This is a genomic window from Streptomyces sp. NPDC058674 (assembly GCF_042716505.1).
Lineage (GTDB): Bacteria > Actinomycetota > Actinomycetes > Streptomycetales > Streptomycetaceae > Streptomyces.
Window position 1 is genome coordinate 126,689 of the sequence record NZ_JBHXSC010000009.1, and the last position, 22,189, is coordinate 148,877.

The 22,189-nt window shown below is 70.6% G+C and carries 17 protein-coding genes and 2 pseudogenes; 10 read left to right on the forward strand and 9 right to left on the reverse strand.

Annotation, left to right across the window (positions count from 1 at the left end; genetic code table 11):
- Window positions 1–9: 9 nt before the first annotated feature.
- The 3 genes from ACFWU6_RS07750 to ACFWU6_RS07760 are packed head-to-tail and all read right to left on the reverse strand — an operon-like array spanning window position 10 to window position 3,067.
- Entirely contained in the window at window positions 10–1,362 is a 1,353-nt protein-coding gene (locus ACFWU6_RS07750; RefSeq protein WP_383979253.1) for an FAD-dependent oxidoreductase, read from the reverse strand.
- Entirely contained in the window at window positions 1,359–2,321 is a 963-nt protein-coding gene (locus tag ACFWU6_RS07755) for a prenyltransferase (protein ID WP_383979256.1), read from the reverse strand. The genes ACFWU6_RS07750 and ACFWU6_RS07755 overlap by 4 nt, the downstream gene beginning before the upstream one ends.
- A 5-nt stretch (window positions 2,322–2,326) precedes the next feature.
- Window positions 2,327–3,067 (reverse strand): 50S ribosomal protein L11 methyltransferase, encoded by a 741-nt coding sequence (locus ACFWU6_RS07760; protein WP_383979259.1) that lies wholly within the window; start codon window positions 3,065–3,067, stop codon window positions 2,327–2,329.
- A 641-nt stretch (window positions 3,068–3,708) separates the two neighbouring features.
- On the opposite strand from ACFWU6_RS07760, the gene ACFWU6_RS07765 reads away from it, so the two are divergent.
- From ACFWU6_RS07765 to ACFWU6_RS07775, 3 genes and pseudogenes are all read left to right on the forward strand, one after another.
- Window positions 3,709–4,158 (forward strand): hypothetical protein, encoded by a 450-nt coding sequence (locus tag ACFWU6_RS07765; protein ID WP_383979262.1) that lies wholly within the window; start codon window positions 3,709–3,711, stop codon window positions 4,156–4,158.
- 282 nt (window positions 4,159–4,440) lie between these two features.
- Window positions 4,441–4,818: pseudogene (locus tag ACFWU6_RS07770) on the forward strand (polyprenyl synthetase family protein); the annotation flags it as partial.
- 38 nt (window positions 4,819–4,856) lie between these two features.
- Window positions 4,857–5,258, forward strand: a complete 402-nt coding sequence (locus tag ACFWU6_RS07775) for a polyprenyl synthetase family protein (RefSeq protein ID WP_383979265.1) — start codon at window positions 4,857–4,859, stop codon at window positions 5,256–5,258.
- Here ACFWU6_RS07775 and ACFWU6_RS07780 read toward each other — a convergent pair.
- From ACFWU6_RS07780 to ACFWU6_RS07790, 3 genes are all read right to left on the reverse strand, one after another.
- A complete protein-coding gene (locus ACFWU6_RS07780; RefSeq protein WP_383808581.1) occupies window positions 5,245–5,760 on the reverse strand; it encodes an HIT family protein in 516 nt (171 codons plus the stop codon). The two genes, ACFWU6_RS07775 and ACFWU6_RS07780, sit on opposite strands and share 14 nt — an antisense overlap.
- 391 nt (window positions 5,761–6,151) lie before the next feature.
- Window positions 6,152–8,518 (reverse strand): non-reducing end alpha-L-arabinofuranosidase family hydrolase, encoded by a 2,367-nt coding sequence (locus ACFWU6_RS07785; RefSeq protein ID WP_383979268.1) that lies wholly within the window; start codon window positions 8,516–8,518, stop codon window positions 6,152–6,154.
- Between the two features lie 510 nt (window positions 8,519–9,028).
- Window positions 9,029–10,615, reverse strand: a complete 1,587-nt coding sequence (locus tag ACFWU6_RS07790) for a sigma-70 family RNA polymerase sigma factor (RefSeq protein WP_383979271.1) — start codon at window positions 10,613–10,615, stop codon at window positions 9,029–9,031.
- Between the two features lie 268 nt (window positions 10,616–10,883).
- On the opposite strand from ACFWU6_RS07790, the gene ACFWU6_RS07795 reads away from it, so the two are divergent.
- Window positions 10,884–13,499: an RICIN domain-containing protein gene (locus tag ACFWU6_RS07795; protein WP_383979275.1), complete on the forward strand. Its 2,616-nt coding sequence runs from the start codon at window positions 10,884–10,886 to the stop codon at window positions 13,497–13,499.
- A gap of 109 nt (window positions 13,500–13,608) precedes the next feature.
- Here the strand turns inward: ACFWU6_RS07795 and ACFWU6_RS07800 are convergent, their stop codons facing one another.
- Window positions 13,609–14,016, reverse strand: a complete 408-nt coding sequence (locus ACFWU6_RS07800; RefSeq protein ID WP_383979278.1) for a hypothetical protein — start codon at window positions 14,014–14,016, stop codon at window positions 13,609–13,611.
- 171 nt (window positions 14,017–14,187) lie between these two features.
- Here ACFWU6_RS07800 and sigJ point away from each other — a divergent pair, with 171 nt between their 5' ends.
- Complete coding sequence (gene sigJ, locus ACFWU6_RS07805) at window positions 14,188–15,168, forward strand: RNA polymerase sigma factor SigJ (RefSeq protein WP_383979281.1); 981 nt, start codon at window positions 14,188–14,190, stop codon at window positions 15,166–15,168.
- Here sigJ and ACFWU6_RS07810 read toward each other — a convergent pair.
- Window positions 15,125–16,006 (reverse strand): annotated as a pseudogene (locus tag ACFWU6_RS07810) (helix-turn-helix domain-containing protein); the annotation flags it as partial. The gene sigJ and the pseudogene ACFWU6_RS07810 sit on opposite strands and share 44 nt — an antisense overlap.
- A gap of 371 nt (window positions 16,007–16,377) precedes the next feature.
- Here ACFWU6_RS07810 and ACFWU6_RS07815 point away from each other — a divergent pair.
- From ACFWU6_RS07815 to ACFWU6_RS07825, 3 genes are all read left to right on the forward strand, one after another.
- Window positions 16,378–17,739, forward strand: a complete 1,362-nt coding sequence (locus ACFWU6_RS07815) for an ice-binding family protein (protein ID WP_383808595.1) — start codon at window positions 16,378–16,380, stop codon at window positions 17,737–17,739.
- A 155-nt stretch (window positions 17,740–17,894) separates the two neighbouring features.
- Window positions 17,895–18,644: a DUF5819 family protein gene (locus ACFWU6_RS07820; protein ID WP_383979283.1), complete on the forward strand. Its 750-nt coding sequence runs from the start codon at window positions 17,895–17,897 to the stop codon at window positions 18,642–18,644.
- A complete protein-coding gene (locus ACFWU6_RS07825; RefSeq protein ID WP_383808601.1) occupies window positions 18,631–19,857 on the forward strand; it encodes an HTTM domain-containing protein in 1,227 nt (408 codons plus the stop codon). The genes ACFWU6_RS07820 and ACFWU6_RS07825 overlap by 14 nt, the downstream gene beginning before the upstream one ends.
- A gap of 361 nt (window positions 19,858–20,218) precedes the next feature.
- Here the strand turns inward: ACFWU6_RS07825 and ACFWU6_RS07830 are convergent, their stop codons facing one another.
- The gene (locus ACFWU6_RS07830; RefSeq protein WP_383808604.1) at window positions 20,219–20,344 is read right to left on the reverse strand and encodes a hypothetical protein; all 126 of its coding nucleotides are present in this window, start codon (window positions 20,342–20,344) and stop codon (window positions 20,219–20,221) included.
- Window positions 20,345–20,626: 282 nt separating this feature from the next.
- Between ACFWU6_RS07830 and ACFWU6_RS07835 the strand changes: the two genes are divergently transcribed.
- On the forward strand, window positions 20,627–21,202 hold the full coding sequence (locus ACFWU6_RS07835; protein WP_383808607.1) for a helix-turn-helix domain-containing protein: 576 nt from the start codon (window positions 20,627–20,629) through the stop codon (window positions 21,200–21,202).
- Between the two features lie 113 nt (window positions 21,203–21,315).
- Window positions 21,316–22,185, forward strand: a complete 870-nt coding sequence (locus ACFWU6_RS07840; RefSeq protein WP_383979286.1) for a class I SAM-dependent methyltransferase — start codon at window positions 21,316–21,318, stop codon at window positions 22,183–22,185.
- The last annotated feature ends 4 nt before the right edge of the window (window positions 22,186–22,189 follow it).

The following is a 22,189-nucleotide window of genomic DNA, read 5'->3' on the forward strand; positions in this document are numbered from 1 at the left end:
ACCCCACGTTCACTGAGGTGCTTGGCAGCCGGGATCTCGAAGGCCCTGCCGTTTGAGCGCTGCAAGGACAACGCGCGGGCGGATGAGTGTGGTGGGCGGATCGCTCAGGCCCGCCACGCGAATCAGGGCGTCCGTGGCAGCTGAGTCGTGTGGTGCCGCTCCGTGCAGCCGGGTCACGTATGCGTTGCCCAGACGGGCGGCGAGAGCGCGCACTCCCTTACCTCCGGTGTGCTGCAAATCTCTCGTGGTCGACAGGAACCACGGGCGGTTGATGATCCTGCCGACGTCGCGCACGAAAGCCTGCGAGCTCGGGTCGGTGCCGCGGCCGAGATGGGCTCGCAGGGCCATGACTTCCATCGCGGCCACGGTCATGCCCTGGCTGTAGCTGGGGTTGAGGCTGCACACGGCGTCGCCGAGCACGAGCAGCCGCTCGGGGAAACGGGACAGCCGCTCGTAGCGTCTGCGTACGCTCGCGGGAACGTGGAAGGCGATCGGATCCGTCAGCGGCGTAGCACCGCGAATGCGTTCGTACACCTCGGCGGTGGGCAGAGACCTGCAGAACTCGAGGTATCCGTCCGGGTCGACGGGCGGATGATCGCCGAGGATCCCCGTGAGAGACAGGTAGTAGGTGTCGTCGCCGGCACGGCCGAAGACCGCCCCCCGCGGGTTGGTGCGTGAGGCCAGACACGTAAGGAACTGGGCGCCGTTGAGGGACTTCGGGCTGCGGTACAGGCGTGTGACGTAGGCGAGGCCGATGGCCATGCGGTCCTCGGGCGGCCGTTCGTAGCCCAACTGCTCCAGCCACACGGGCGTGCGCGACCCACGGCCGCAGGTGTCGACGACGAGGTCGGCGCCGAGGCTGAATTCGTCAACGGCCTCTGCGGCTGCTGACCGCAGTCGGACACCGGTCACGCGACCTCGGCACGGGGTGGCCTCCAGTCCGGTCAGCTCGGTCCGCTCCAGGAAGGTGACGCCCGGACGCGCGACCACCTTGCCGCGGATGTAGTCCTCCAGCACGGGGCGCTGTGTGGTCACCGTCGGCAGACCGGTGCGCGCGGCGCGGAACCGTTCGCCGTTGAAGTACCAGTGCTGCTCGCCCAGGTCTCCCATCGGGAAACGCGCACGTCGCATCTCGTCGAGGATGCCGGGAAACAGTTCCTCGAGGATCATGCAGCCGTGGGCGTGCAGGCCATGGGCGTGATCCGCATGAGGGGTTCCGCGCCGCGAGTCCCGTACGCCGACGACCTTGTCGCGTTCGACGACGATGACCTCGCGGTAGAAGTCGGACAGCACTCTGGCCGCGAGCGTGCCGCTGATGCTGCCGCCGACCACGACGGCCCGGTCGCCGACCGGGCCGTTCATGACGGGTGTCCGACGATCAGCGCGGCGGCGAGGCCTACGGAGCCGAGGTCGATGGAGAGCAGCACCAGGAACCGGGCCGTACGCAATCTCCGCACGTACACCCCGTACCAGAGTTGGATCAGGTGCAGGACGACGACCGGAGCGGCGAACACGAGCGTGCCGGGCCTCAGCGGCGTCGCGCCGAACAGCACTGCCAGCAGCACCGCGTGCACCGCCACCAGCATGTGGAGAGCGACGGCGAACCACAGCGGGGGCAGTATGACGGCGAGGGTTCTGCGGCCCACGGCTGCGTCGCCGGACCTGTCGGAGGCGTTGCCGTACGACACGACCAGGAGCAGCCACAGTCCGAACAGCGCGCCCACCAGCAGGGACTCGCGGCTGACCGTGCCGGCGACGATCCAGTAGGGCATGATCACCGTCCAGGCACCGGTGACCAGGATCGCCGATTCAAGTCCCAACGGCCGGTAGCTGAGCTTGATGCCGCACGAGTACTGGACGCCCAGGACCTGTACGGCGAACGCGACCGCGATCGCCAGCGCGGGTACCCGCCAGCCCAGAATGCCCGCCCCCACCGGGATGGCGAGGACGCCGACGGTCCCGGTGACGAGGGCGAATCCAACGGCCTGGGGCAGGGACAGCTCACCGGTAATCAGAGGTTTCCTGACCCTCGTCACCCGAGGTCTGCCCTGGTAGTTGTGCTCGTCGCTGCCGTTCAAGTACCCGGTGACGTCGTCAGCGGCCGCCGCACTCCACTGCACTGCCAGGGTGCCGACCAGCACACAGGCCAGGGCGAGCAAGTCCTCTCGGCTCGCGTCGCTGAGGAAGCCCTCCGATCGCAGGAGCAGCAGCCCCAGGGCCCAGCCGTAGATGTAGTGGTACATCCGTGCCTTGCCGAGCCTGAGGTAGCTGACGATCCCCGGCCGGGCACGGATCGACGTGGCGACCGGTGGTGCGTACACGGGGATCACGCGGCCTTCGAGCCGCTGGACCGCGTCACCTCGAGCAGCTGGAACGTGACGGGGGCACCTCCCGCGTGGCGGGTCGCCCGCCGACGTTCGGTGATCCGCGCACCGGATGCAGCGACCAGCTCGGTCAGCCGGCCCGCGTCGCCGAGGCTGTTGAAACCCAGGAACATCCGGCCCCCGGACGTCAGTCGCCTCAGCCCCTCACGGAGATACCGGTCGTGCGCGGCGTAGCTGCGGTCGAAGATCGCGCGCTGTACCCCGCGGGTGTAGACGAAATCGTCCGGAGCGAAGATGACATTGGAGTTCCAGAACACGAGGTCGAACTTCTCGTCGGCGGCCACAGCACTGTAGAGGTCGCTTCGCAGGACCCGCAGGCGATCGAGCACTCCATGGCGGGCCGCGTTGAGCTCGGTGTTTCGCACCGCAGTCGGATCGATGTCAACGGCTGTGACCCGTGAGCACCCCTGCAACGCGGCCACCACAGCCGTCACCCCGGCACCGCAGCCCACTTCCAGAAAGGTTCCCCCCACGGGAAACGGCAGCCATTCGGTGAACAGCACAGTTGACGCGGTGTGGGTCGGAGCGAATACCTGGGGAAGAAGTTGCCACTGAAGCCCTGCCATCTCGAACTGCCGGGGCCGCGTTTCTTCGCCGTGCAGCTCCACCAGTTGCAGGCCGATCCGAAATGCATTGTCACTGGCCGTCGGCAGGACGGCAGTATCGATTAGAGAATGCGACACCAAATATCCTTCTCATGTGATCACGCAGCGAAGCCTGCCGTAAGAGGCTGGCCGTGACCCTACGCGCCGGCGGAGCGGCGGTCCGCAGCACTGCCGCTCCGCACACCGGGCGCCACTCATGGAAACTTCCGCCGACCGGGTGATCATCGACCCTTGTCGGACCCCTCCGCCCGTCGGCACGGGACACGCCGCCGACCGGCTGCGTCACACCCGAACGAATGACACGACCGCGGGTCGCCCCCCACCAACGAGTCCGCCCGTCATCACGTCACGTGAACAACCGGCTGTAGTACCGGACGGCGCCCACCGACGGGCACCCCGCTACCGAGAGGGTTCGAGCAGGCCGATCCGGAAGCAGATGTCCCGATGACCCGAATGTTGAATACCGGTCCCCGCGAAACCAATTCACCCATTCGACCCCCCAGATTGAAGCTTCGATCTCCTATGGTGATCACCACCCCCATTCAACGATCGGAGTCCCCTTGCGTCGCCGTTATGTAATTTCTTTGGCCTGCGCCCTACTCACGGTGAGTGCGGCCTCATATGCCCTTGCCGCCGACGTACGGGCCGGCAGCGTCACGGGCGGGACCGTCGACTGCTTCCCCACCGGGGCCCTGACCGCCGTACTCAACGAACGGGGCATGAGCGTCGAGGCCGCGGCCCCCGCCGACGTCCTTCCCGGCGGTGGCGTCCGCTTCGACAAGGTGTCCGGTTCGATGAGCTCGACCTTCCAAGGCAAGCTGGACATGGAGGGCGGCATCTCCCTGGTCGGCAAGGACGGGACTCGGCTCGACGTACTGAAGCCGTCCGGCGAAACCCCGCTGGGTGCCCTGAGCGCGACACCGCAAACGACACGGCCAGGGCAGGCGCCGCAGACGGGAGCACGAGCCGAGGTCGCATACCCCCTGGTGCCCGGAAGCGTCAGTGGCCGTCCCACGAGCCTGACCACTTTCGAGGTCACGGTGGGATCCACGAACTTCGCACTGAAGGAAGCCGGTGCCGCGCGTATCAACGATGCCTTCGGTACCACCCTCACGAAGGATGCCACGTTCATGAAGTGCACAGCCGTCCTCCAGGGCCGCTTGGGCTGACGCATAACCCATCGAGAACGCCCTGGAGCGGGATTCGTCCACGCACGATGACACCCGCAAGGGCACCCGGACCGACGGACGAACGCTCCCGAGGCTCCCACGGCGCGCCGCCGCTCCTCTTTCGCCGGATGCCCATGCCTCGGTGCAGTGGTGGCGCGCCGATCTCCGTACAAGCGCGGACGGCAGCACACCCCCGCTACAACCCCTGGCCTGGGCAGTCCTCCTCCGCCACTCTGAGCAGCAGAACAAGTCGCCACCCTCTCGCCCCCAATAGCGGACCCCATGCACCCCGCCCGTTTGCCGACCCTGCCGAAGTCCCGTTGCGACGCGCACGTGCCGCACCCGGACTCCGACAGCGCCGGAGCCGTGGAAGTCGTCCTGACCACATGGCTCTACGGCCGCCTGGCCGACGCGGAATCCCTCGACCCGGTGTTCTGCGACGAGGTGGCCCCTCCCCTGGCCGCCTTCGTACTGCGTGGCAGCAAGCGTCTGCGCGCCTCATTCGCCTGGTGGGGATGGCGCGCCGCGGGCCGGCCCGCCGAAGACCCGGGCGCCCGGTCCGCCCTGAAGGTCGCCGCCTCCTTAGAACTGCTCCAGGCACTCGCCCTCATCCACGACGCTGTGATGGACCGCTCGGGCCTTCGGCGAGGAGCCGCGGCGGCCCACTCGACTTCGCCGCCCGCCACCGCTCCGAAGGCATGCGCGGCGATGCGGACCACTTCGGCCTCGCCGGAGCCGTACTCGCTGGCGACCTCGCGCTGGTATGGGACGAGGACCTGCTCGCCGAAGCCCAGCTCGACCGCGCCGCACATGACCTGCGCACCCGGAGCGCCGGAATCGCCTTCCAGCTCCGAGACGACCTCGCAGGTGTGTTCGGCGACCCGGCCGCGACCGGTAAGCCGGCTGGGGACGACGTCCGCGAGGGCAAGCCCACCTACCTCGCCGCGATCGTCCACGAAGCCCCAGGTCAGCGACCTGGGGCTTCGTTGTTTCTGGATCTCTCAGCCTTTGCCGGGCCCTCCGCGCGCCCCAACTCGCGGGAACGCCCCGGCCGGATGCCTTTTCCGACACCACACGTGTCGCCGGTCACCCCTCCTTGAGGAGCCCTCTGGCGACGAGCACCTCGCGCAGGCGTCCAGCCGTCTCGGCCGCTTGGTCCGGCGGCAGTGACAGGACACCGTTCTCCGTCATCAGAGCGTGGAACTGCTGCTTGGGGTACGGAACGCCCGCCGGCAGGGGGGCCACGTGCCAGTGCAGATGCGCATTGCCCTGCTGGCTGCCGAGCGAGTAGAGGTACGTCCGTTCCGGCTCGCAGACAGCCTCGACGGCAAGGGCGATCTCCCGGACGAAGAGCATGAGTCGGGTGTAAGCCTCCTCGCCCAGGTCGCGCACGGCGTGCTCGACGTGCGCCTTCGGTGCAACGAGAACCTTGCCCGGCACAGTGGGCCACCTGTCCAGGAACGCCACGTGGTGGGCATCCTCGAATACCGTCTCGTGCGAGTAGTCGGGGTTCCCGGCAAGAAAGGCACAGACGAAGCACGGACCGCTCCGTGTGCGCTCAACGTATGCCGCAAGATCCATCGGTCGTCGGTCCGTCGACACCGCTGCCCCTCTCCGTAGGGTGCACCAGTCTCCCGCAGCCCTGCGCCGCCCACCGGATTCGCCGTGGCTTCGCCGACTTCAGCGGCGGTGAGGCTTGTGGTCACGAGTAGCAAGTCCGAAAGGGTTCATCTCCGCCAGCCGGGCCGCGTACAGGGAAGTGACCCTGCCCTTCTCGCGACATCCTCAACGAAGCCCGGAGCCGGCGGGGACGGCCACCTCGCGCCAGGCGCGGGGCACGCCGACTCGGTGGCCGTGCCACAACGTGCCAGTAGCGGCGGCGAGTAGCGGTCAGCATGACGCAGCCCCAGGTCAGCGACCTGGGGCGGCGTCTTGTCCCGACCTGCTCAGGGGTCCCGCACCGCGTGCGCGCGGCGCCGCGGATCGGGGTGGGTCAGCGCCGCAGGGTGAGGACACCCGGGCGGTACGGCAAGCGGTCGTAGGGGCCGGTCGCCGTCGGGGACTTGCCCTGGTAGAGGAACTGGAGGTTGCAGGGGTCGATGGTCATGGTCTGGTCGGGGTTGTTGCGGACCAGGTCACCGTGGCTGATGTCGTTGGTCCAGGTGGCACCGCTGTTGGCCTTGCCCGCGAAGGGGTTGCTCTCGCTGCCGGCCTGCGGGGTCCACGAACCGTTCAGGCTGGAGGCCGTGAACGAGCGGAAGTAGCGCCCGTTCGCACCCCTCGCCTCGACGATCATGAGGTACTGGTTCTGGCCCTGGACCTTGTAGACCTGCACCGCCTCGAACAGGTTGTCCGCCGTGTCGCTCATGACCGTCGTGTACGACGAGCCGAAGCTGCCCGGGAAGTTCCCGATCGGCATGCTCGCCCGGTAGATCTTGCCGTTGTCCCCGGCGAAGAACAGGTACATGTTCTGGCCGTCGGCGATCAGGGTCTGGTCGATCGGGCCGGTGGGGGAGTCGGGGATGCCACCGGTGAACAGCGGCTGCGGCGCGGACCAGCCGTTGGGGTTGGCGGGGTCGCTCGACGTGCGGTAGATGAAGGGCCACGAACCCCACTGGTACGCCAGCACCCAGATGTTCTTGGGCGCGAAGTGGAACAGCGTGGGCGCCACCGCGGCCTGGCCCATGCCGGTCTGGCCGGCCGACGCCATGTCCGACCAGTTAGTGAAGGGACCGAACGCCATCGAGCCGTACGAGGAGCCCGACGTGTTCGACCCGTAGACCAGGTGCTTGCCCTTGTACAGCACGCTGGTGAAGTCCTTCAGCGAGCCCCACCCGTTCGCCGGCTGCGCCAGCGCACCCGTCGACGTCCACCGGTACGTCGACGGAAGAGCACAGGTGGCGCCCGGCGGCGCGGGCGTCGTCGGGGTCGGCGTCCCGGACGGGCCGGTCCACTTCTGGTTGGTGCCGGACCAGCAGGAGTGCAGCTGGATCTTGGTGCGGTTGGCGGTGGCCGCGCCGACGGCGTCGAGGCACAGCCCGGACCGGACGCCCGCGATCGTGCCGTCGGTGTTGATGTTCCACTGCTGGCCGGTACCGCCGTCGCAGTCCCCGATGACCACCGCGGTGCCGTTGCCGGTGCCCTTGGCGTCCAGGCACTTGTTGCCGTAGATCACCAGCTGCTTGCCGGAGGTGTGGGTCCAGCGCTGGTTGGTCTGTCCGTTGCAGTCCCACAGCTGTGCCTGGGTGCCGTTCGCGGTGGTGGAGCCGCTGATGTCGATGCACCGACCGGAGGCGACGCCCTTGATCTGACCGGTACCGGACCCGCCGGTGGGGGTGCCGGGGGCGGCGGCCTTGAGGGCGTTCACGACCGCGGTGTGGGCGGGCTTGGGGTTGCCGTTGTTGTCGAACAGCAGCGGGCTCTCGCCGCTGCGCCAGGAGTCGCTGTCGCGGATGCCCCATACCGTGATGCCGGTGCACCGGGCCACGGCCAGACAGGCCTTGACCGTGTTGGCGTAGTGGGTGGGCGACGCCTGGGCGATGTCCAGCTCGGTGATCTGGACGTCAACGCCCAGGGCGGCGAAGTTGGACAGGGTGGTCTGGAAGCTGGACGGCGGGCCGCCGGCGCCGAAGTGGCTCTGGAGTCCGACGCAGTCGATCGGCACGCCGCGGGACTTGAAGTCCTTGACCATGCTGTAGACGCCCTGGGTCTTGGCGTCCGACCAGTTCTCGATGTTGTAGTCGTTGTAGCAGAGCTTGGCCGAGGGGTCCGCCGCGCGGGCGGTGCGGAACGCTTCCTCGATGAAGCCGTTGCCCAGCACGTTCTGGAACACGGAGCTGCGGTGCTGGGTGGAGCCGTCGGCGAAGGCCTCGTTGACCACGTCCCAGGCGTAGATCTTGCCCTTGTAGTGGGACATCAAGGTGGTGATGTGGCTGTTCATCACGGTGCGCAGCGTGTTCGCGTCGCCGATGGAGCTGACCCAGGACGGGAGCTGCGAGTGCCAGACCGCGGTGTGGCCGCGCAGGCGCTGGCCGTGTGCCGTGGCACGGTCGACGATCCGGTCGGCGGAGCCGAAGGCGAAGTTGCCGCGGGACGGTTCGATGGCGTCCCACTTCATCTCGTTCTCCGGGGTGATCATGTTGAACTCCCGGTCGGAGATCGCGGTGTACTTCGCGTCGCCGAGCCTGCCGGCGGCCACAGCGGTGCCGAAGTACCTGCCCGAGGGGGATGCCTGCGTACCCAGGTTCGCTGCTCCGGCGGAGCTGGGGAGGAGCGTCACGACACCGGCCAGCAGCGCCGCGGCCGACAGTCCGATCGCCGCTGTTCGGCGCGGCCGGGCGAGCCGGTGCAGGCCCTTCATGATTCTCCTCGGGGGTCGCGGGTCACCCTGGGTGCCGTGGTCGTGCGCGCGTCGGCCGGTACGGTCCGATCCGCCGCGGGGTGGGTGCGGTGCAGGACGTGGAGCCGTTCCTGCGTACCGGCCGCCCGGGGTTCGTGGGTGTGTCGCGTCATGGGAGGCGCTTTCGTCCGGGGATGGGTCGACGGGTGAAGTCGGGGAACCCGCCACGCCGGCACCGCATGGTGAGCGGCGGGAAGAGGACCCCACGTAAGGGAGGCCTCCGGACGTGCGCTCTCGTAACGGAAAAGTCGCGCGGGCCGGACGATTGCCCGGTGATGCATCTCGCAGGCGAAAAGCGTTATGCCGGACCCCGCGGTCCGGTCGTCCCTGTGGCGTCGTGCCTCGCGTCGTGGCGTCGTGGCGGCGGTCGTCGCGGTTGCGGTGGTCAGCCTTGAGGCCGGTCGCGGCGAGTCGGCCGTCGACGAGTGCGGCTCGGAGACGGACTGGGCGCAGCACCCGGCCCCGGCATGCTCACAGCGCGCCGGCCCAGGCCCTGCGCACGAGGAAGGAGGCCTGACCGGCGAAGGCCCGTGTGCCGTCCGAGCCGTCGAGCCAGATGCCACCGTCACGGTGGCGCAGGACCGATCCGGGATAGTTGTGCGCGTGCAGGGTGACCGACCCGGCGACCGCCCCGGGGCGCGGACAGAAGGTGGCGTCTGTCCGGAACAGTTCGCTGCCGTCGTTGGTGCTCAGCCGTAGCCGCAGGTCCCGATGGCGCAGAAAGCGGCCGTCGGCGGCGCGGAAGGTGACGCACCGTGTGTCCGCCAGCCCCCGGATGACCGTGAAGGTCACCCGCTGCCGTGCCTGCGCGCTGCTGGACGCGGAGACGCGGCCGAGCGTCGCGAAGTCGCCGGCGTACGTGAGGTACAGGGCGGGGTCGGCCACGGACTCCAGCGACTGTGCGCCCAGCGGGACAGTGCCCGCGGCGGCGGACGGACCCGCCGGGGACGGCCCGTCCGACGTGGTGGTGGGCGACGTGGTGGTCGGCGACGGGACCGGCGTGGGACTGCCGGCCGTGGGAGCGGCGACGACCGCGGGCTCCCGATGCGCCGGTTCGGGCCAGGTCGCGTAGGTGGCGGTCCCGGCGACGAGCACCGCGCCGGTGGCCAGGCTCACCAGCGGATGAGCGGTCACCGCGTGGAGTTTGCCGATCAGCACGCTGTGCAGGCCGCCTCCCCCCGTCGCCGTCGCCGTCGCCGTCGCGACGGCGACGGGGGCCGTGGCCAGCCCGGCGGCGCTCACTGCCGTACCCGACAGCAGGCCCTTGGCGGCCAGCGCGGCGAGGAGTCCGGCCGGGACGCCCAGCGGCGCGAGACTGAGGATCAGCAGTTCGGCCGGAACCCGTGTCGTCGTCGTCGCCGTGCAGACCGGGCAGTCGCGGGTGTGCCGCGCGATCCGCTTGCGCCACACCGACGCCCGGAGGCCGTCCCAGCCGACGAGGGTCTCGTCCAACTGCGGACAGCGCGGGTCGGTCTCCAGCGCGGCGACGATGGTCCGGCTCAGTTCCAGCTGCTCGCGCATGCGTTGCAGGCGTACTCCGACGTGGGCAACGGTGAGCCCCGTCGCCTCGGCCATGTCGGCACGGCTCAGCGAGCCGGCGCACTCCTGCCACCACAGCGACAGCAGCACCCGGTGTTCCGGGTCGAGCCACCGGCCGGCTTCGACCACCCGGCGGCGCTCGTCCGACGCGTGCAGACGCAGGATCGTCACGTCCTCGGGTTCGGCGCCGGCATCCGGTATCCGGAGCGCCTCGTCGATGACCGTGGTCCGGCCGGCGACGGCGCGCTGCCGCTGCCAGTGGGTGGTGATCTGGCGGAGGGTGATCGCCACCAGCCAGGACCGGAAGCTCTCCGGGGCGCGCAGGCCGGGCAGGTCGCGCACCACGCGCAGCAGGGTTTCCTGGACGACGTCGTCGACGTCGGCATGGCCGCCCAGCGCTCGCCCGACGATGTTGTAGAGCAACGGCAGGTACGCGGCGATCAGCTCCTCGCGCGCCCGGTCGTCACCGGCCTGCGCCGCGACGACCAGCTCCGCGTGGTCCACGTCCATGAGTCCCATTCCCACCTCCAGCAGGGGAGCGATCCGCCGAGTACGGCGCCGCACCGCGGCGACGGCAAGGGTATGTGCCCCACGCCAATGCCCCACGCCAATGCCCCGCGTCAACGATCGTCCACTGATCAGCGCCCACCGCACGGCGAGTTGACGCGAAAGAAAAGTTTCCGGTTCAAGGCAACCCTTCGCGGGGCCGGCGACCACAAGGAGTCGGATCCGGCCGTTCCGACAGCCGGATCCACCCTTCCTCCGGTGGCATGCAAGGAGAACCCCCATGAAGAGCCCCACGAACGACGGTCGCCGCGGGCGTCACCGCCGTCGCTGGACCGCGACCGGCCTGCTGTTCGGCGTCCCCGCCATCGTCGTGCCGTATCTCCTGTTCGTGCAGGAGGACTCACACGCCGCGACGGTCGACGGCAATGCCTACTACCGGCTGGTCTCCGTGCGCAGCGGCAAGGTGCTGGACGTCAACGGCTTCTCCACCGCCGACGGCACCCGCATCCAGCAGTGGACCGACCAGAACACCGCCAATCAGCAGTGGAGGCTGCGGCCCACCGGGGACGGCTACTACGAGCTGGTGAACCGCAACAGCGGCAAAGTGCTGGGCATCGCGGGCGATTCGACCGCCCAGGCGGCCGCCGAGCAGCAGACCGACAGCTCCTCCGCCTCCCAGGAGTGGCGGATCGACGGGGTGGGCGGTTCCGACGCCGTCACCTTCACCTCCCGCAGGAGCGGCCGGGTCCTGGACGTCTCCGGAGGCTCCACGGCCGACGGCGCGGCAGTCATCCAGTACCAGGGCAAGGGCAGCACCAATCAGCAGTGGCGGCTGGTGAAGGCCGCCACGGCCCAGACGGCCGCGGCCGGACCGTACGCGTGGAAGAACGCCCAGGTGGTGGGCGGCGGTTACGTCACGGGGCTGGTGTTCAACCCCCGCGAGAAGGGTCTGCTGTACGCGCGCACCGACATGGGCGGCGCCTACCGCTGGGACACCGCGGCCGAGCAGTGGATCCCGCTGACCGACTGGGTCGGCGAGAAGGACTGGAACCTGCTGGGCATCGACTCACTGGCCACCGACCCCGTCGACCCCAACCGGCTCTACCTCGCGGCGGGCACCTACACCAACGACTGGGCGGGCAACGCGGAGATGCTGCGCTCCACGGACCGGGGGCGCACCTTCCAGCGCACCGCGCTGCCGTTCAAGCTGGGTGCCAATGAGCACGGCCGCGGGGCGGGCGAGCGGCTGGCGGTCAACCCCGCGGACAACGGCACCCTGCTGCTGGGCACCCGCAAGAACGGCCTGTGGCGCAGCACCGATCACGGTGTGACGTGGAGCCAGGTCTCCTCGTTCCCCGTCAAGGACGGCGCGAGCAGCGGGGCGGGCATCGCCTTCGTGACGTACGGCCCGGTCGGCAGCAAGACGGTCTACGTCGGTGTCGCCGACAAGTCCACCTCCCTGTACCGCTCCACCGACGGCGGCAGCACCTGGCAGGCCGTCTCCGGGCAGCCCACCGGCGAGATGCCGCAGCACGGCGTGGTCTCGGGTGACGGCTCGCTGTACCTGACGTACGCCAACTCCATCGGCGACGCGACGGCGGGCTCGGTGTGGAAGCACACGCCGGCCGGCGGGGCGTGGAAGAACATCTCCCCGTCCAGCGGCAACTACGGGTTCTCCGGTCTGGCCGTCGACCCGCAGAAGCCGTCCACCGTGATGGTCACCACCCTGCACCGCTGGTGGCCCCAGGACGAGCTGTACCGGAGCACCGACGGCGGTACGACCTGGAAGGCCCAGGCCGCGAAGTCGGAGCGGGACGCCTCCGGCGCTCCCTACGTCGGTACCGGCATCGGGCACTGGATGAGCGCCATGGCCATCGACCCCTTCAACTCCGGTCACGTGCTGTACGGCACCGGCAGCGGCATCTGGCGCAGCAAGGACGCCCACGCCACCGACAGCGGCGGCACCAGCCACTGGACGGTGGGAACCCGGGGGCTGGAGGAGACCTCCCTGATGGACGCGATCGCCCCGCCCGGCGGCGCCACCGTGATCACCGCCATGGGCGACCTGGGCGGCTTCCGCCACGACTCCCTGACCAAGGTGCCCGCCGGGCGGCTGGACAACCCGATGATGATCACCAGCACCGACATCGACTTCGCCCAGTCCAACCCCTCGCTGATGGTCCGCGTCGGCCGTGGCGGCAAGCAGGACGGCGCCTACTCCACCGACGGCGGCAGCAGCTGGACCGGCTTCCCGTCAGAGCCGGTGGGCAGCGCCGCCAGCGGCCGTGTCGCGCTCTCGGCGGACGGCTCGGCCATCGTCTGGACCCAGGCCGGCCAGGCCCCCTACCGCTCGACCGACAAGGGGGCGAGCTGGTCGAAGGTCAGCGGGCTGGGCGCCGACGCCGTGGTCGTCGCCGACCGCTCCTCGGCCAGGACCTTCTACTCACTGGCCGGCGGCACGCTCCACGCCAGCACCGACGGCGGCGCGACCTTCACCGCCCGCGCCACCCGCCTGCCCGCCGGCCGGCTCACGGCCGTCCCCGGCGTCGCCGGAGACCTGTGGATCGCCGACGGCGCCAAGGGGCTGCTGCACTCCACCGACGGCGGCCACACCTTCACCACGCTCACCACGGTGAAGTCCGCCTCCGCCCTCGGCTTCGGCAAGGCCGCGCCGGGCGGCTCCTACCAGACCCTGTACCTGATCGGTACCGTCAAGGACGTCACCGGCGTCTTCCGCTCCACCGACAAGGGCGCCACCTGGCTCCGCGTCAACGACGACGCCCACCAGTGGGGCGCCATCGGCGGCGTCGGCGTCATCACCGGCGACCCCGACACCTACGGCCGCGTCTACGTCGGCACCAACGGACGCGGCCTCCAGTACGGCGACCCGTCCTGACCCCTACGCCCGAGCGGGGCCGCAGGCACGACGGCCTGCGGCCCCGCCATGGCGGAGCGTGCGCATGAGCTGCGGCTCGGCGCCTCGATGCCTCGATGCCCGGCGGGCGTCACCGGCCATGCCGCAGTGCGTTGACGCCGCGGGCGCCGGCCAGGACCCGGCACAGTGCCAGCACGCTCAACCCGAACATCAGGATGCCCAGGGGAACGTGCAGCGACGGCAGGTGCGCGATGCCGAGGACCACCTGTACCGAGGCGAGGGTGAGGAAGCCGGACGCGTACAGGATGGGGCGGGGCGATCCGCCGCCCGGCCGCCACGCCAGGATCGCGGCGAGTACGTACAGCATCGACGCGCCGTACATCACGCGCGATCCGATGTCGTGCAGGGCCGCGCCGAGGGAGGAGGAGAGCAGCATTCCGGCGGTGACCGCCTGGAAGAGGAGAGCCGAGGTCTGCAAGGCGATCGAAACGTGCAGAAACGTGAACCTGCCGGGTGCCGTCGTCGTCTGTACGGCCATGATGTGGTCCCCTCTTCTGCCTCGCGGCGGCCGATCGGCGGTGTCTCACCAGTCCGACGACGCAGGCCCGCGACATGTGAGGTGCGGCGCCGGCCTCACAGGCCGGCGCGGTGTTTCGTCGGAGGGGCGAGAGCCGAATCGGACGAGCAGAACCAGGGAGCGGTCGCGACCATGAGCACCCCATCCGAGCCGGACCTGAGCGCGATCGTCGGCGAGCGGCGCCGGCTGATCAATCTCGCCTACCGGCTGCTCGGTTCGCTGGCCGAGGCCGAGGACGCCGTGCAGGAGACGTACACCCGCTGGTACGCGATGTCGCGGCAGCAGCAGGAGGCCATCGCGTCGCCCGGCGCCTGGCTGACGACCGTGGCCGGCCGGGTCTGCCTGGATGTGCTCGGCTCGGCGCGGGCCCGGCGCGAGCGCTACGTCGGCACGTGGATACCCGAGCCGCTGCCGGACCGGGCGGAGTGGATCAGCGGGCGGGCGGGCGACGGCCGGGCCGAGCCGGGCGACCCCGCCGACCGGATCACCCTGGACGAGTCGGTGAACATGGCCTTCCTCGTCGTCCTGGAGGCGATGACGCCGGCCGAACGCGTCGCGTTCGTCCTGCACGACGTCTTCCGATACCCCTTCGCAGAGATCGCGGACATCGTCGGCCGGACCCCCGCGGCCTGCCGGCAACTGGCGTCCTCGGGCCGTCGGCGCATTCGTGCCGCGCGGATTCCGACGGCGCCGGCAGCCGGGCAGGCCGGTCTGGTGCGGCACTTCAAGGAGGCGTGGGAGTCGAGGAACATCGAGGCCCTGGTCGGTCTCCTCGACCCTGACGCCACGATGACCGCCGATGGCGGCGGTTTGGTCGGCACCGTCCTGCGCCCGGTCGAAGGCGGTAAGAGCATCGCGCAGTACCTGATCCACATCGCGGACAAAGCCCCTGGGCTGGAGCTCCTGGAGCACACGGTCAACGGTCGGCCCGGCCTGGTCGCCCGGCGCGCCGGCGTCCCCGTGACGGTGGCCGCGTTCGACATCACCGACGGCCGGATCGTCCGTATCTGGGCGGTCCGCAATCCGGAGAAGCTTCGTGCGTGGATCGAGGACGGACAGATCGCGGTGAGGGACGGGGGGCCGGTCGGGGGTCCATGTCGAGGTACGCCTTGACGGCGTCGGTGATGAACTGCCGCGTGTCGTCCGGGCTCAGCGCCCGGGCCTGCACGTGCGCGTACATGTCCCGGTAGAGCCGCACGTCGGATCGTTTCTCCATGTAGAGGTCGCTGGTGAACCCCTCCAGGTACACCACGCTCGCATCGGTGGTGCCCGCGAATTCGAGCAGGGAGAACTGTCCTGAGACGCCGGGGTGGGCCCCCACGTCGTGCGGCAGGACCTGCACGGTGATCTGCGGCTGCCCACCGAGGTGGTTCAGGTGTTCGAGCTGCTCGCGCATGACCTCGGGACTGCCCACGACACGCCGCAGAGCCGACTCGTCCAGTACGGCCCACAGGCGCAGCGGGTCGTCGGGATCGCCCAGCCGGTGCTGGCGCCGCAGCCGTACCTCCAGGCGCGCGGCGGCTTGGGCGGCGGTGGCATGAGGGATCGTTCCTGCGATGACCGCCCGGGCATAGGCGGGGGTCTGCAGGAGGCCCGGAATCACCAGGGGCTCGAAGGTCCGGATCGCCGCGGCCTCGGACTCCAGGCCGATGTAGGCGCCGTACGGGACATCACCGTAGACGTTCCACCAGCTCTGCCGGCCCGATTCCCGGGACAGTCGCATCAGGTCGTCGACGAGCCCCTGGTCCTGGACTCCGTACAGCCGGCAGAAATCGCGGACGTCGCGCGACTTGACGGGGCGGCGGCCGTTTTCCAAAAGGCTGATCTTCGGCTGGGAAATCAGCAGCTGTTCCGCCACTTGCCGGGTCGTCATACCGCAGACCTGCCGGAGCCGACGCAGTTCCGATCCCAGTCGGCGCCTGCTGACGGTGGGATTGATGTCGACGCCCACGAGCTGTGTTCCTTCGCTTCGAGAAGCCTGCACTGGCGAGCAGAATGCCATGTCACAGGGGTGGTTCGGCCCGCCGTCACGCCGTGTCGGCGCATGCCGGCGGCCGGCTCTCCCCCCGTGGCACCACGGATTCTCGTAGCGCGGGCCGCAGCGACACAAGAATGGCCATTTCCCCCACACGGCCCATCGGAGGCATCCCATTCTTCTTATTATTTTCCGCCGAACCGAATGATGAATTGCGCGGAAAACCGCCCGGATGAATCCCCGGGACGGTGCAGATTTCTGCGTAATATGCCAGCGACAGAGAGACGGTCGCATGTGACCGGGACCGTCAATTACGCCACCATCCACTTACAGGAGTTGGCCCCTCGATGACGCTGAAAATCTCTGGCGCGGCGCTACGGCGCACCACGCCCGTCTGGATCGCGACGGCCCTCGCGACGGTGATCGCCTCCGCCGTGGTCGGGGTGACCCCGACCCCGGCGAACGCGATCGCCACACCCGTACCGCTGGGAACGGCCACCAGCTTCGCCGTGCTGGCCGGCTCGGAGATCACCAACACCGGCCCCTCGGTGATCACCGGTGACCTCGGAGTGAGCCCGGGGACGGCCATCAGCGGGTTCCCGCCCGGCGTCGTGTTCGGTGCCCAGCATTCCGGGCCGGTCGACCAAGTGGGCCTGGACGCCAAGAGCGACCTGGTCACCGCCTACAACAACGCTGCCGGCCAGGCCACGGACGCGCTTCTGCCCGCGGACGCCGGGGGCCTGACGCTGGTCCCGGGTGTGTACACCGCGCCTTCCACGCTCGGACTCACCGGGACGCTCACGCTGGACGCCCAGGGCAACCCCAACGCCGTATGGGTGTTCCAGGTCGCCTCGGGCCTGACGACGGCGAGCTCCAGCAACGTGTCCCTCATCAACGGCGCCTCGCCCTGCAACGTCTTCTGGCAGATCGGGAGTTCGGCCACCCTCGGCACCGAGACCAACTTCGTGGGCACCATCATGGCCCTGACCTCGATCACGCTGACCACGGGCGCGGACATCAACGGCCGGGCGCTGGCGCGTAACGGCGCGGTGACCATGGACACCAACACGATCAACCGCGGGACGTGTGCCGGAGGCACCACCGGAGGCACCACCGGCGGCGTGGTCACGGGCGGTGTGATCGCAGGCACCACGGGCGGCCCGGTGACCGGCGGCACCACCGGCGGCCCGGTGACCGGCGGCACCACGGGCGGCCCGGTGACCGGTGGCACGGCGACCGGCGGCCTGGTGACCGGCGGCACCACCTCCGGAGGCCTTCTGGGCGGCGTGCTCGGCGGAGCGACGACCGGCGGCGGCCTGCTCGGCGGCGTGCTGGGCGGAGGGACGGGCGGCGTCGTCGCGGGTACCACCACGAGCGGCACCACGGGCGGCACCGCGGGCCCGATCACGGGCGGAACGCTCGGCGGCGTGTCCGGAGGCGGCATCCCCAAGCCGCCCGGAAAGCCCGGCCATGACTTCCCGGGCTTCCCCGGTCACGAGACGCACGGCAAGCCCGGCAAGCCCGGTCACGGCGAGCACGGTGAACACGGTCGCGGTGACGACGGCGAGCACGGTCACGGCGAGCACGGCGGACCGGACGGGCACGGCGAACACGGCGAGCACGGCGGACCGGACGGGCACGACGAGCACGGCGGACCTGGCGGGCACGACGAGCACGGCGGACCTGGCGGCCACGACCGGCGCGCGTAGGTCTCACCGCGGGCCGGCTGCCGGGGCAGCCGGCCCGCTCCGCGCGAGCGCGACGGACGTCGCGCGGAAGCCGGAAGGAACGGGAAACGAAGCCATGAGCAGTCGAGACAGGAAGGCCGGGTGGGGCCGTGGTGGGTGGTGTCCAGTCAGCGGGCGTGACGGAACCGGAACGCACCGACGCCGGAGCGGCCGCCGAGGACCGGGGCGGCGGCCCGCACGCGTACGGGGATGAGACCCGCCCGCCCGGATCCACCGGGCCGCCCGGGTCCGCCGGCCCGGCCGGCCCGACCGGTCCGCTGAAGGCCGGAACCGCGGCCGCCGTCGTCCTGTGCCTGGCAGCGGCGCTGATCCATGTCCTCCTGGTGTTCCTGCACGTAGCGCCGCCGAACGCCGTCTCGCAGCTGTACAGCCGACCGATCAATGCGTGGGTCTTCCCCCTGTTCGAGCAGAACTGGCGGCTGTTCGCCCCGGACCCGGAGTCGGTCAACCGGCACATCTCCGCGAGGACCGCACGGACGGCGCCCGACGGCGCCGTGGAGGTGAGCGGCTGGTTCGACCTGAGCGCCCTGGACAGCTCCGCCGTCGAGCACAACCCCTTCCCGAGCCACACGGCGCAGAACACGCTGCGCCGGGCCTGGAGTTCCTACCTCGAAGCGTTCGGCGGTGACGACGAGCCGCGTACGGAGCGGGCCGTGATGATGCGGACGTACCTGCGCAACATCGCGGCGGACCGCGTCGCCGCCCACCGGGGCGGCTCCTTCGAATCCATCCAGCTGCGCGTGGTCACGCTCCCCGTCGCACCCCCGCACACGGCAGGCGGCGTCAGCCCGGCCGCGGCCGGTGTCACGCCCCTCGAAACCCGTTACCTGCCCTGGTGGAAGGTGGCCCCCCATGGAACCGACTGAGCCGGCACCGGCCGCCGCCCCCACCCGCCCCGCCGGGCAGCGCCTTCTCGACCGCGCGGGCACGCTCCTCGCCCTGCTGACCGAGCGGCCGGTCTCCCTGTACGCCGCGGCGGTCCTGCGCATCGGGTACGGGCTGCTGTACTTCGTCTTCCTCCTGCGCGAGTTCCCGCACCGCGACGAGATCTGGGGTCCCGGCTCGCCCTGGACGCCCGCGCTGGCGGAGCAGCTCTTCGACGAGACCGGGTGGGCCAGCATCCTCCTGCTGTCCGACAGCCGCGCGTACTTCGAGGTCTGCTACGCGGCCGCCCTGGTCACGTCCGTGCTGTTCACGCTGGGCTGGCGGACCAGGGCCGTCTCCGTGCTGTTCGCGGTGGTCGTGGCGTCGTTCCACGCCCGGGCGATCTTCATGACGGACGGGGGCGACAACCTCATCCTCCTCATGTCCGTGTACCTCGTCCTCACCGCGTGCGGGCGCCGCTGGTCGCTGGACGCGCGCCGGGAGGGCGGTCCGGCGGCGGACGGCACCCGGCCGGGGCGCCGTATCGGGCACCGGCTCCGGCTCCGGTCCGGGCGCGGGCCGGGGCGCGAGACGGGGCCCGGGCGCCGGTTCCACGATGTCCGCCGGCCCCTGGTCACCGTGCTGCACAACTGCGGCATGTTCGTCATCGCCGCCCAGGTCTGCTTCCTCTACGGGTCCGCGGGCCTGTACAAGGTGCAGGGCGGCTCCTGGGGCAACGGGACCGCCCTCCACTACGTGCTGAACCTCGAACTGTTCCGGCCGTGGCCCGCGCTGTCCGTCCTGCTCGACGAGCACGCGGTCGCAATGGCCGTCGCCGGATACCTGACGGTGCTGCTCCAGGTCGCCTTCCCGTTCGTCCTGTTCGGCAGGCTCAAATACCCCGTCCTGACGATGCTGTTGGGACTGCACCTGGGGATCGCGCTCGTCCTGGGACTCCCGCTCTTCTCCGGCGTCATGATCGTCGCGGACGCCGTGTTCCTCCCGGACCGCTTCTACCGGTCCCTGGGGCGCCTGTGGCGGCGAGGCGCCCGGTCAGCCGGCGGCGGGGAGGCGGGACCTGCGGCCCGGACGGAATCCGCGCGCTCCCGCGCGACCTCGGTGCCCCCGGCCCGGTCCGGGCCGCTCTCCGCATCCTGGGGCCACCGCGGGCTAGCTCTGACCAGGGGACACGAAAATCTATCCCGGCCGGAGTAGACATTGCGCGGTGACGTGGTTATGGTTTCTCTCGTAGCCCAGAGAGACCGAAGGGCCCGGCAGAGACGAACTGCCGGGCAGCAGTATCCGCAGTACAAAGCAGTTGCAGTACGCAGGACGGTGCGGTGGTGGAGTTTCGAAGCCAGGGTTGTTGCAGGACGGCGACGGGGCTGACGACCGGACCGGGTGGCCCGCAGTGATCAGGGGCCGCCACGAGCAGGACCCAGCAGTGAAGTCAGTGAGCAGCACCTCGGTGAAGGCGTCGACTGCGGGCGCGCGCACCGGGAAGTTCGGCAGTGGGGTTCTAAGCCAGAGCAGACGCAGGATGGGCGACGGGGCTGGCTGCCGGAGCGTGGCGCTGTCACAGGCCGCGGAGCAGTACGCAGTGCAGCAACACCAGCAGTACGAGCAGTATCAGCAGCAACGGCATGACCAGCTGTACCAGTACCAGCAGTACGAGCAACCGGTCGACCAGTAGTCGACCCATGAGGGAAGAACGGAGGAGCGCAGCGCCATCGGGATCGCCCGGGCCGAAGTCTGAGTCCGGGTACCGCAGGACATCGATAGTGAGGTGGTCTCCGGTCAAGCAACCGCGATCCCCGCACATCCGGCAGCAGTTCGGTCGGGTCGGCGGAAACACGAGGTCGGCGCAGTATCAGGGCCGACAGATGGTGTAGTAGTTCCTTCGGGGCCCTGGTGCCATAGGCACCAGGGCCCCTCCATGCGTTCCCCCGGCGACTCCGTGCCGCCGAGGCATACGATGGTGCCCATGACGCAAGACGGCGGTGAGCTGGACGGCCTGGTACGGCAACGGCTCCGGGCCCTGCGCGTGGCACAGGGCTGGTCCCTGGCGGAGCTGGCCGCCCGAGCCCACCTCAGCCAGTCGACGCTCAGCCGCATCGAGACCGGCCGCCGCCGGCTGGCCCTGGACCAGCTCGTCACCCTCGCCCGGGCCCTGGACACCTCCCTGGACCAGCTCGTGGAGACCGCCGCCGACGACATCGTCACCAACCCGGTGATCGACGCCGCCCACGGGCAGATGCGCTGGCCCATGAAGGCCGAACCGGGCATGACCGTCGTGCGCCGGCGGATGACCGACCCGCCCCCGGACAACCCCGCGCGCATGCGGGCCCATCCGGGCCGCGAGTGGCTCGTCGTCCTGTCCGGCACCGCGGTGCTCCTGCTGGGGAAGCGGCGCCTGCGCGTCGAGACCAACCAGGCGGTGGAGTTCCCCACGATGCTGCCGCACGCCATCGGCGCCGAGGGCGGGCCCTGCGAGATCCTGGGCGTCTTCGACCGCGACGCCCGCCGCGGCCACCAGGGCGGCGACGACCCCGGAGCCTGAGCCGGCGGGCGCCCGGCGGGGCTCTTGCGCGTCCGGCAGCGCATCCGGCCATCGTCTTGCGCACCGGGGGAACCATGGCGCCGCGACGGCGCGGTCCTCCTAGCGTGGCCGTCATGACCCACACCTCCCCGCACCCGGCACACGACGGTGCCCACCCCGCCCACCGGTCCGCCCCCGACTCCGGGAACCAGGCCGAGATCCTCGACCTGGACGCGGACGTGCTCGCCGAGCACACCGCGTCCGTCACCGCATGGCTGCCCGTGCGGACGGAGCCCCGGCACATCGTGGACCTGGGGTGCGGGACCGGAGCCGGCACCTTCGCCCTGCTCACCCGCTTCCCCGGAGCGGCGGTGACTGCCGTCGACACGTCGGCCGACCACCTGCACCGCCTCCGGGACAAGGCCCGGTCCCTCGGCCTCGCCGACCGGGTGCGCACGGTGGCGGCCGATCTCGACGCCGACTGGCCCGACCTGGGCCGCCCCGAGCTGGTGTGGGCGTCGGCCTCGCTGCACCACATGGCCGACCCCGCCCGCACCCTGCGCAAGGTCCACGACCTGCTCGTGCCCGGCGGCCTGTTCGCCGTCGTCGAGCTGGCCGGCTTTCCCCGCTTCCTGCCCGACAGCGCGCCGGAGGAGCGGCCCGGGCTGGAGGAGCGCTGCCACGCCGCCCTCGCGCACCACCACGCCGAACACGCGCCGCACCGCGGCGCCGACTGGGGCACCGCGCTGGCCGCCGCCGGGTTCACCGTCGAGGGCGAGCGCACCATCACCGTGGACGTCGACGGCTCCCGCAGCGGGGCCGTCGGCCCCTACGCGCTCCGCGGCCTGGAGCGCCTGCGCGACAGCGCCGCCCACACCCTCACCGCCGAGGACGCCGGCGCCCTCGACCGGCTGCTCGACGCCGACGGCCCCCAGGGCATCCTGCGCCGCGGCGACCTCGCGGTCCGTACCGAACGCGCCGTGTGGGCGGCGCGCCGCGCCTGACCCC

Coding starts and splice junctions, on each gene's coding strand:
- sigJ (WP_383979281.1), top strand. CDS start 14,188: ATGAGCACCCCATCCGAGCCGGACCTGAGCGCGATCGTCGGCGAGCGG.
- ACFWU6_RS07830 (WP_383808604.1), bottom strand. CDS start 20,344: ATGGGTCGACTACTGGTCGACCGGTTGCTCGTACTGCTGGTACTGGTA.
- ACFWU6_RS07800 (WP_383979278.1), bottom strand. CDS start 14,016: ATGGCCGTACAGACGACGACGGCACCCGGCAGGTTCACGTTTCTGCAC.
- ACFWU6_RS07750 (WP_383979253.1), bottom strand. CDS start 1,362: ATGAACGGCCCGGTCGGCGACCGGGCCGTCGTGGTCGGCGGCAGCATC.
- ACFWU6_RS07815 (WP_383808595.1), top strand. CDS start 16,378: ATGACGCTGAAAATCTCTGGCGCGGCGCTACGGCGCACCACGCCCGTC.
- ACFWU6_RS07835 (WP_383808607.1), top strand. CDS start 20,627: ATGACGCAAGACGGCGGTGAGCTGGACGGCCTGGTACGGCAACGGCTC.
- ACFWU6_RS07775 (WP_383979265.1), top strand. CDS start 4,857: ATGCGCGGCGATGCGGACCACTTCGGCCTCGCCGGAGCCGTACTCGCT.
- ACFWU6_RS07765 (WP_383979262.1), top strand. CDS start 3,709: ATGAGCGTCGAGGCCGCGGCCCCCGCCGACGTCCTTCCCGGCGGTGGC.
- ACFWU6_RS07825 (WP_383808601.1), top strand. CDS start 18,631: ATGGAACCGACTGAGCCGGCACCGGCCGCCGCCCCCACCCGCCCCGCC.
- ACFWU6_RS07795 (WP_383979275.1), top strand. CDS start 10,884: ATGAAGAGCCCCACGAACGACGGTCGCCGCGGGCGTCACCGCCGTCGC.
- ACFWU6_RS07785 (WP_383979268.1), bottom strand. CDS start 8,518: ATGAAGGGCCTGCACCGGCTCGCCCGGCCGCGCCGAACAGCGGCGATC.
- ACFWU6_RS07840 (WP_383979286.1), top strand. CDS start 21,316: ATGACCCACACCTCCCCGCACCCGGCACACGACGGTGCCCACCCCGCC.
- ACFWU6_RS07790 (WP_383979271.1), bottom strand. CDS start 10,615: ATGGGACTCATGGACGTGGACCACGCGGAGCTGGTCGTCGCGGCGCAG.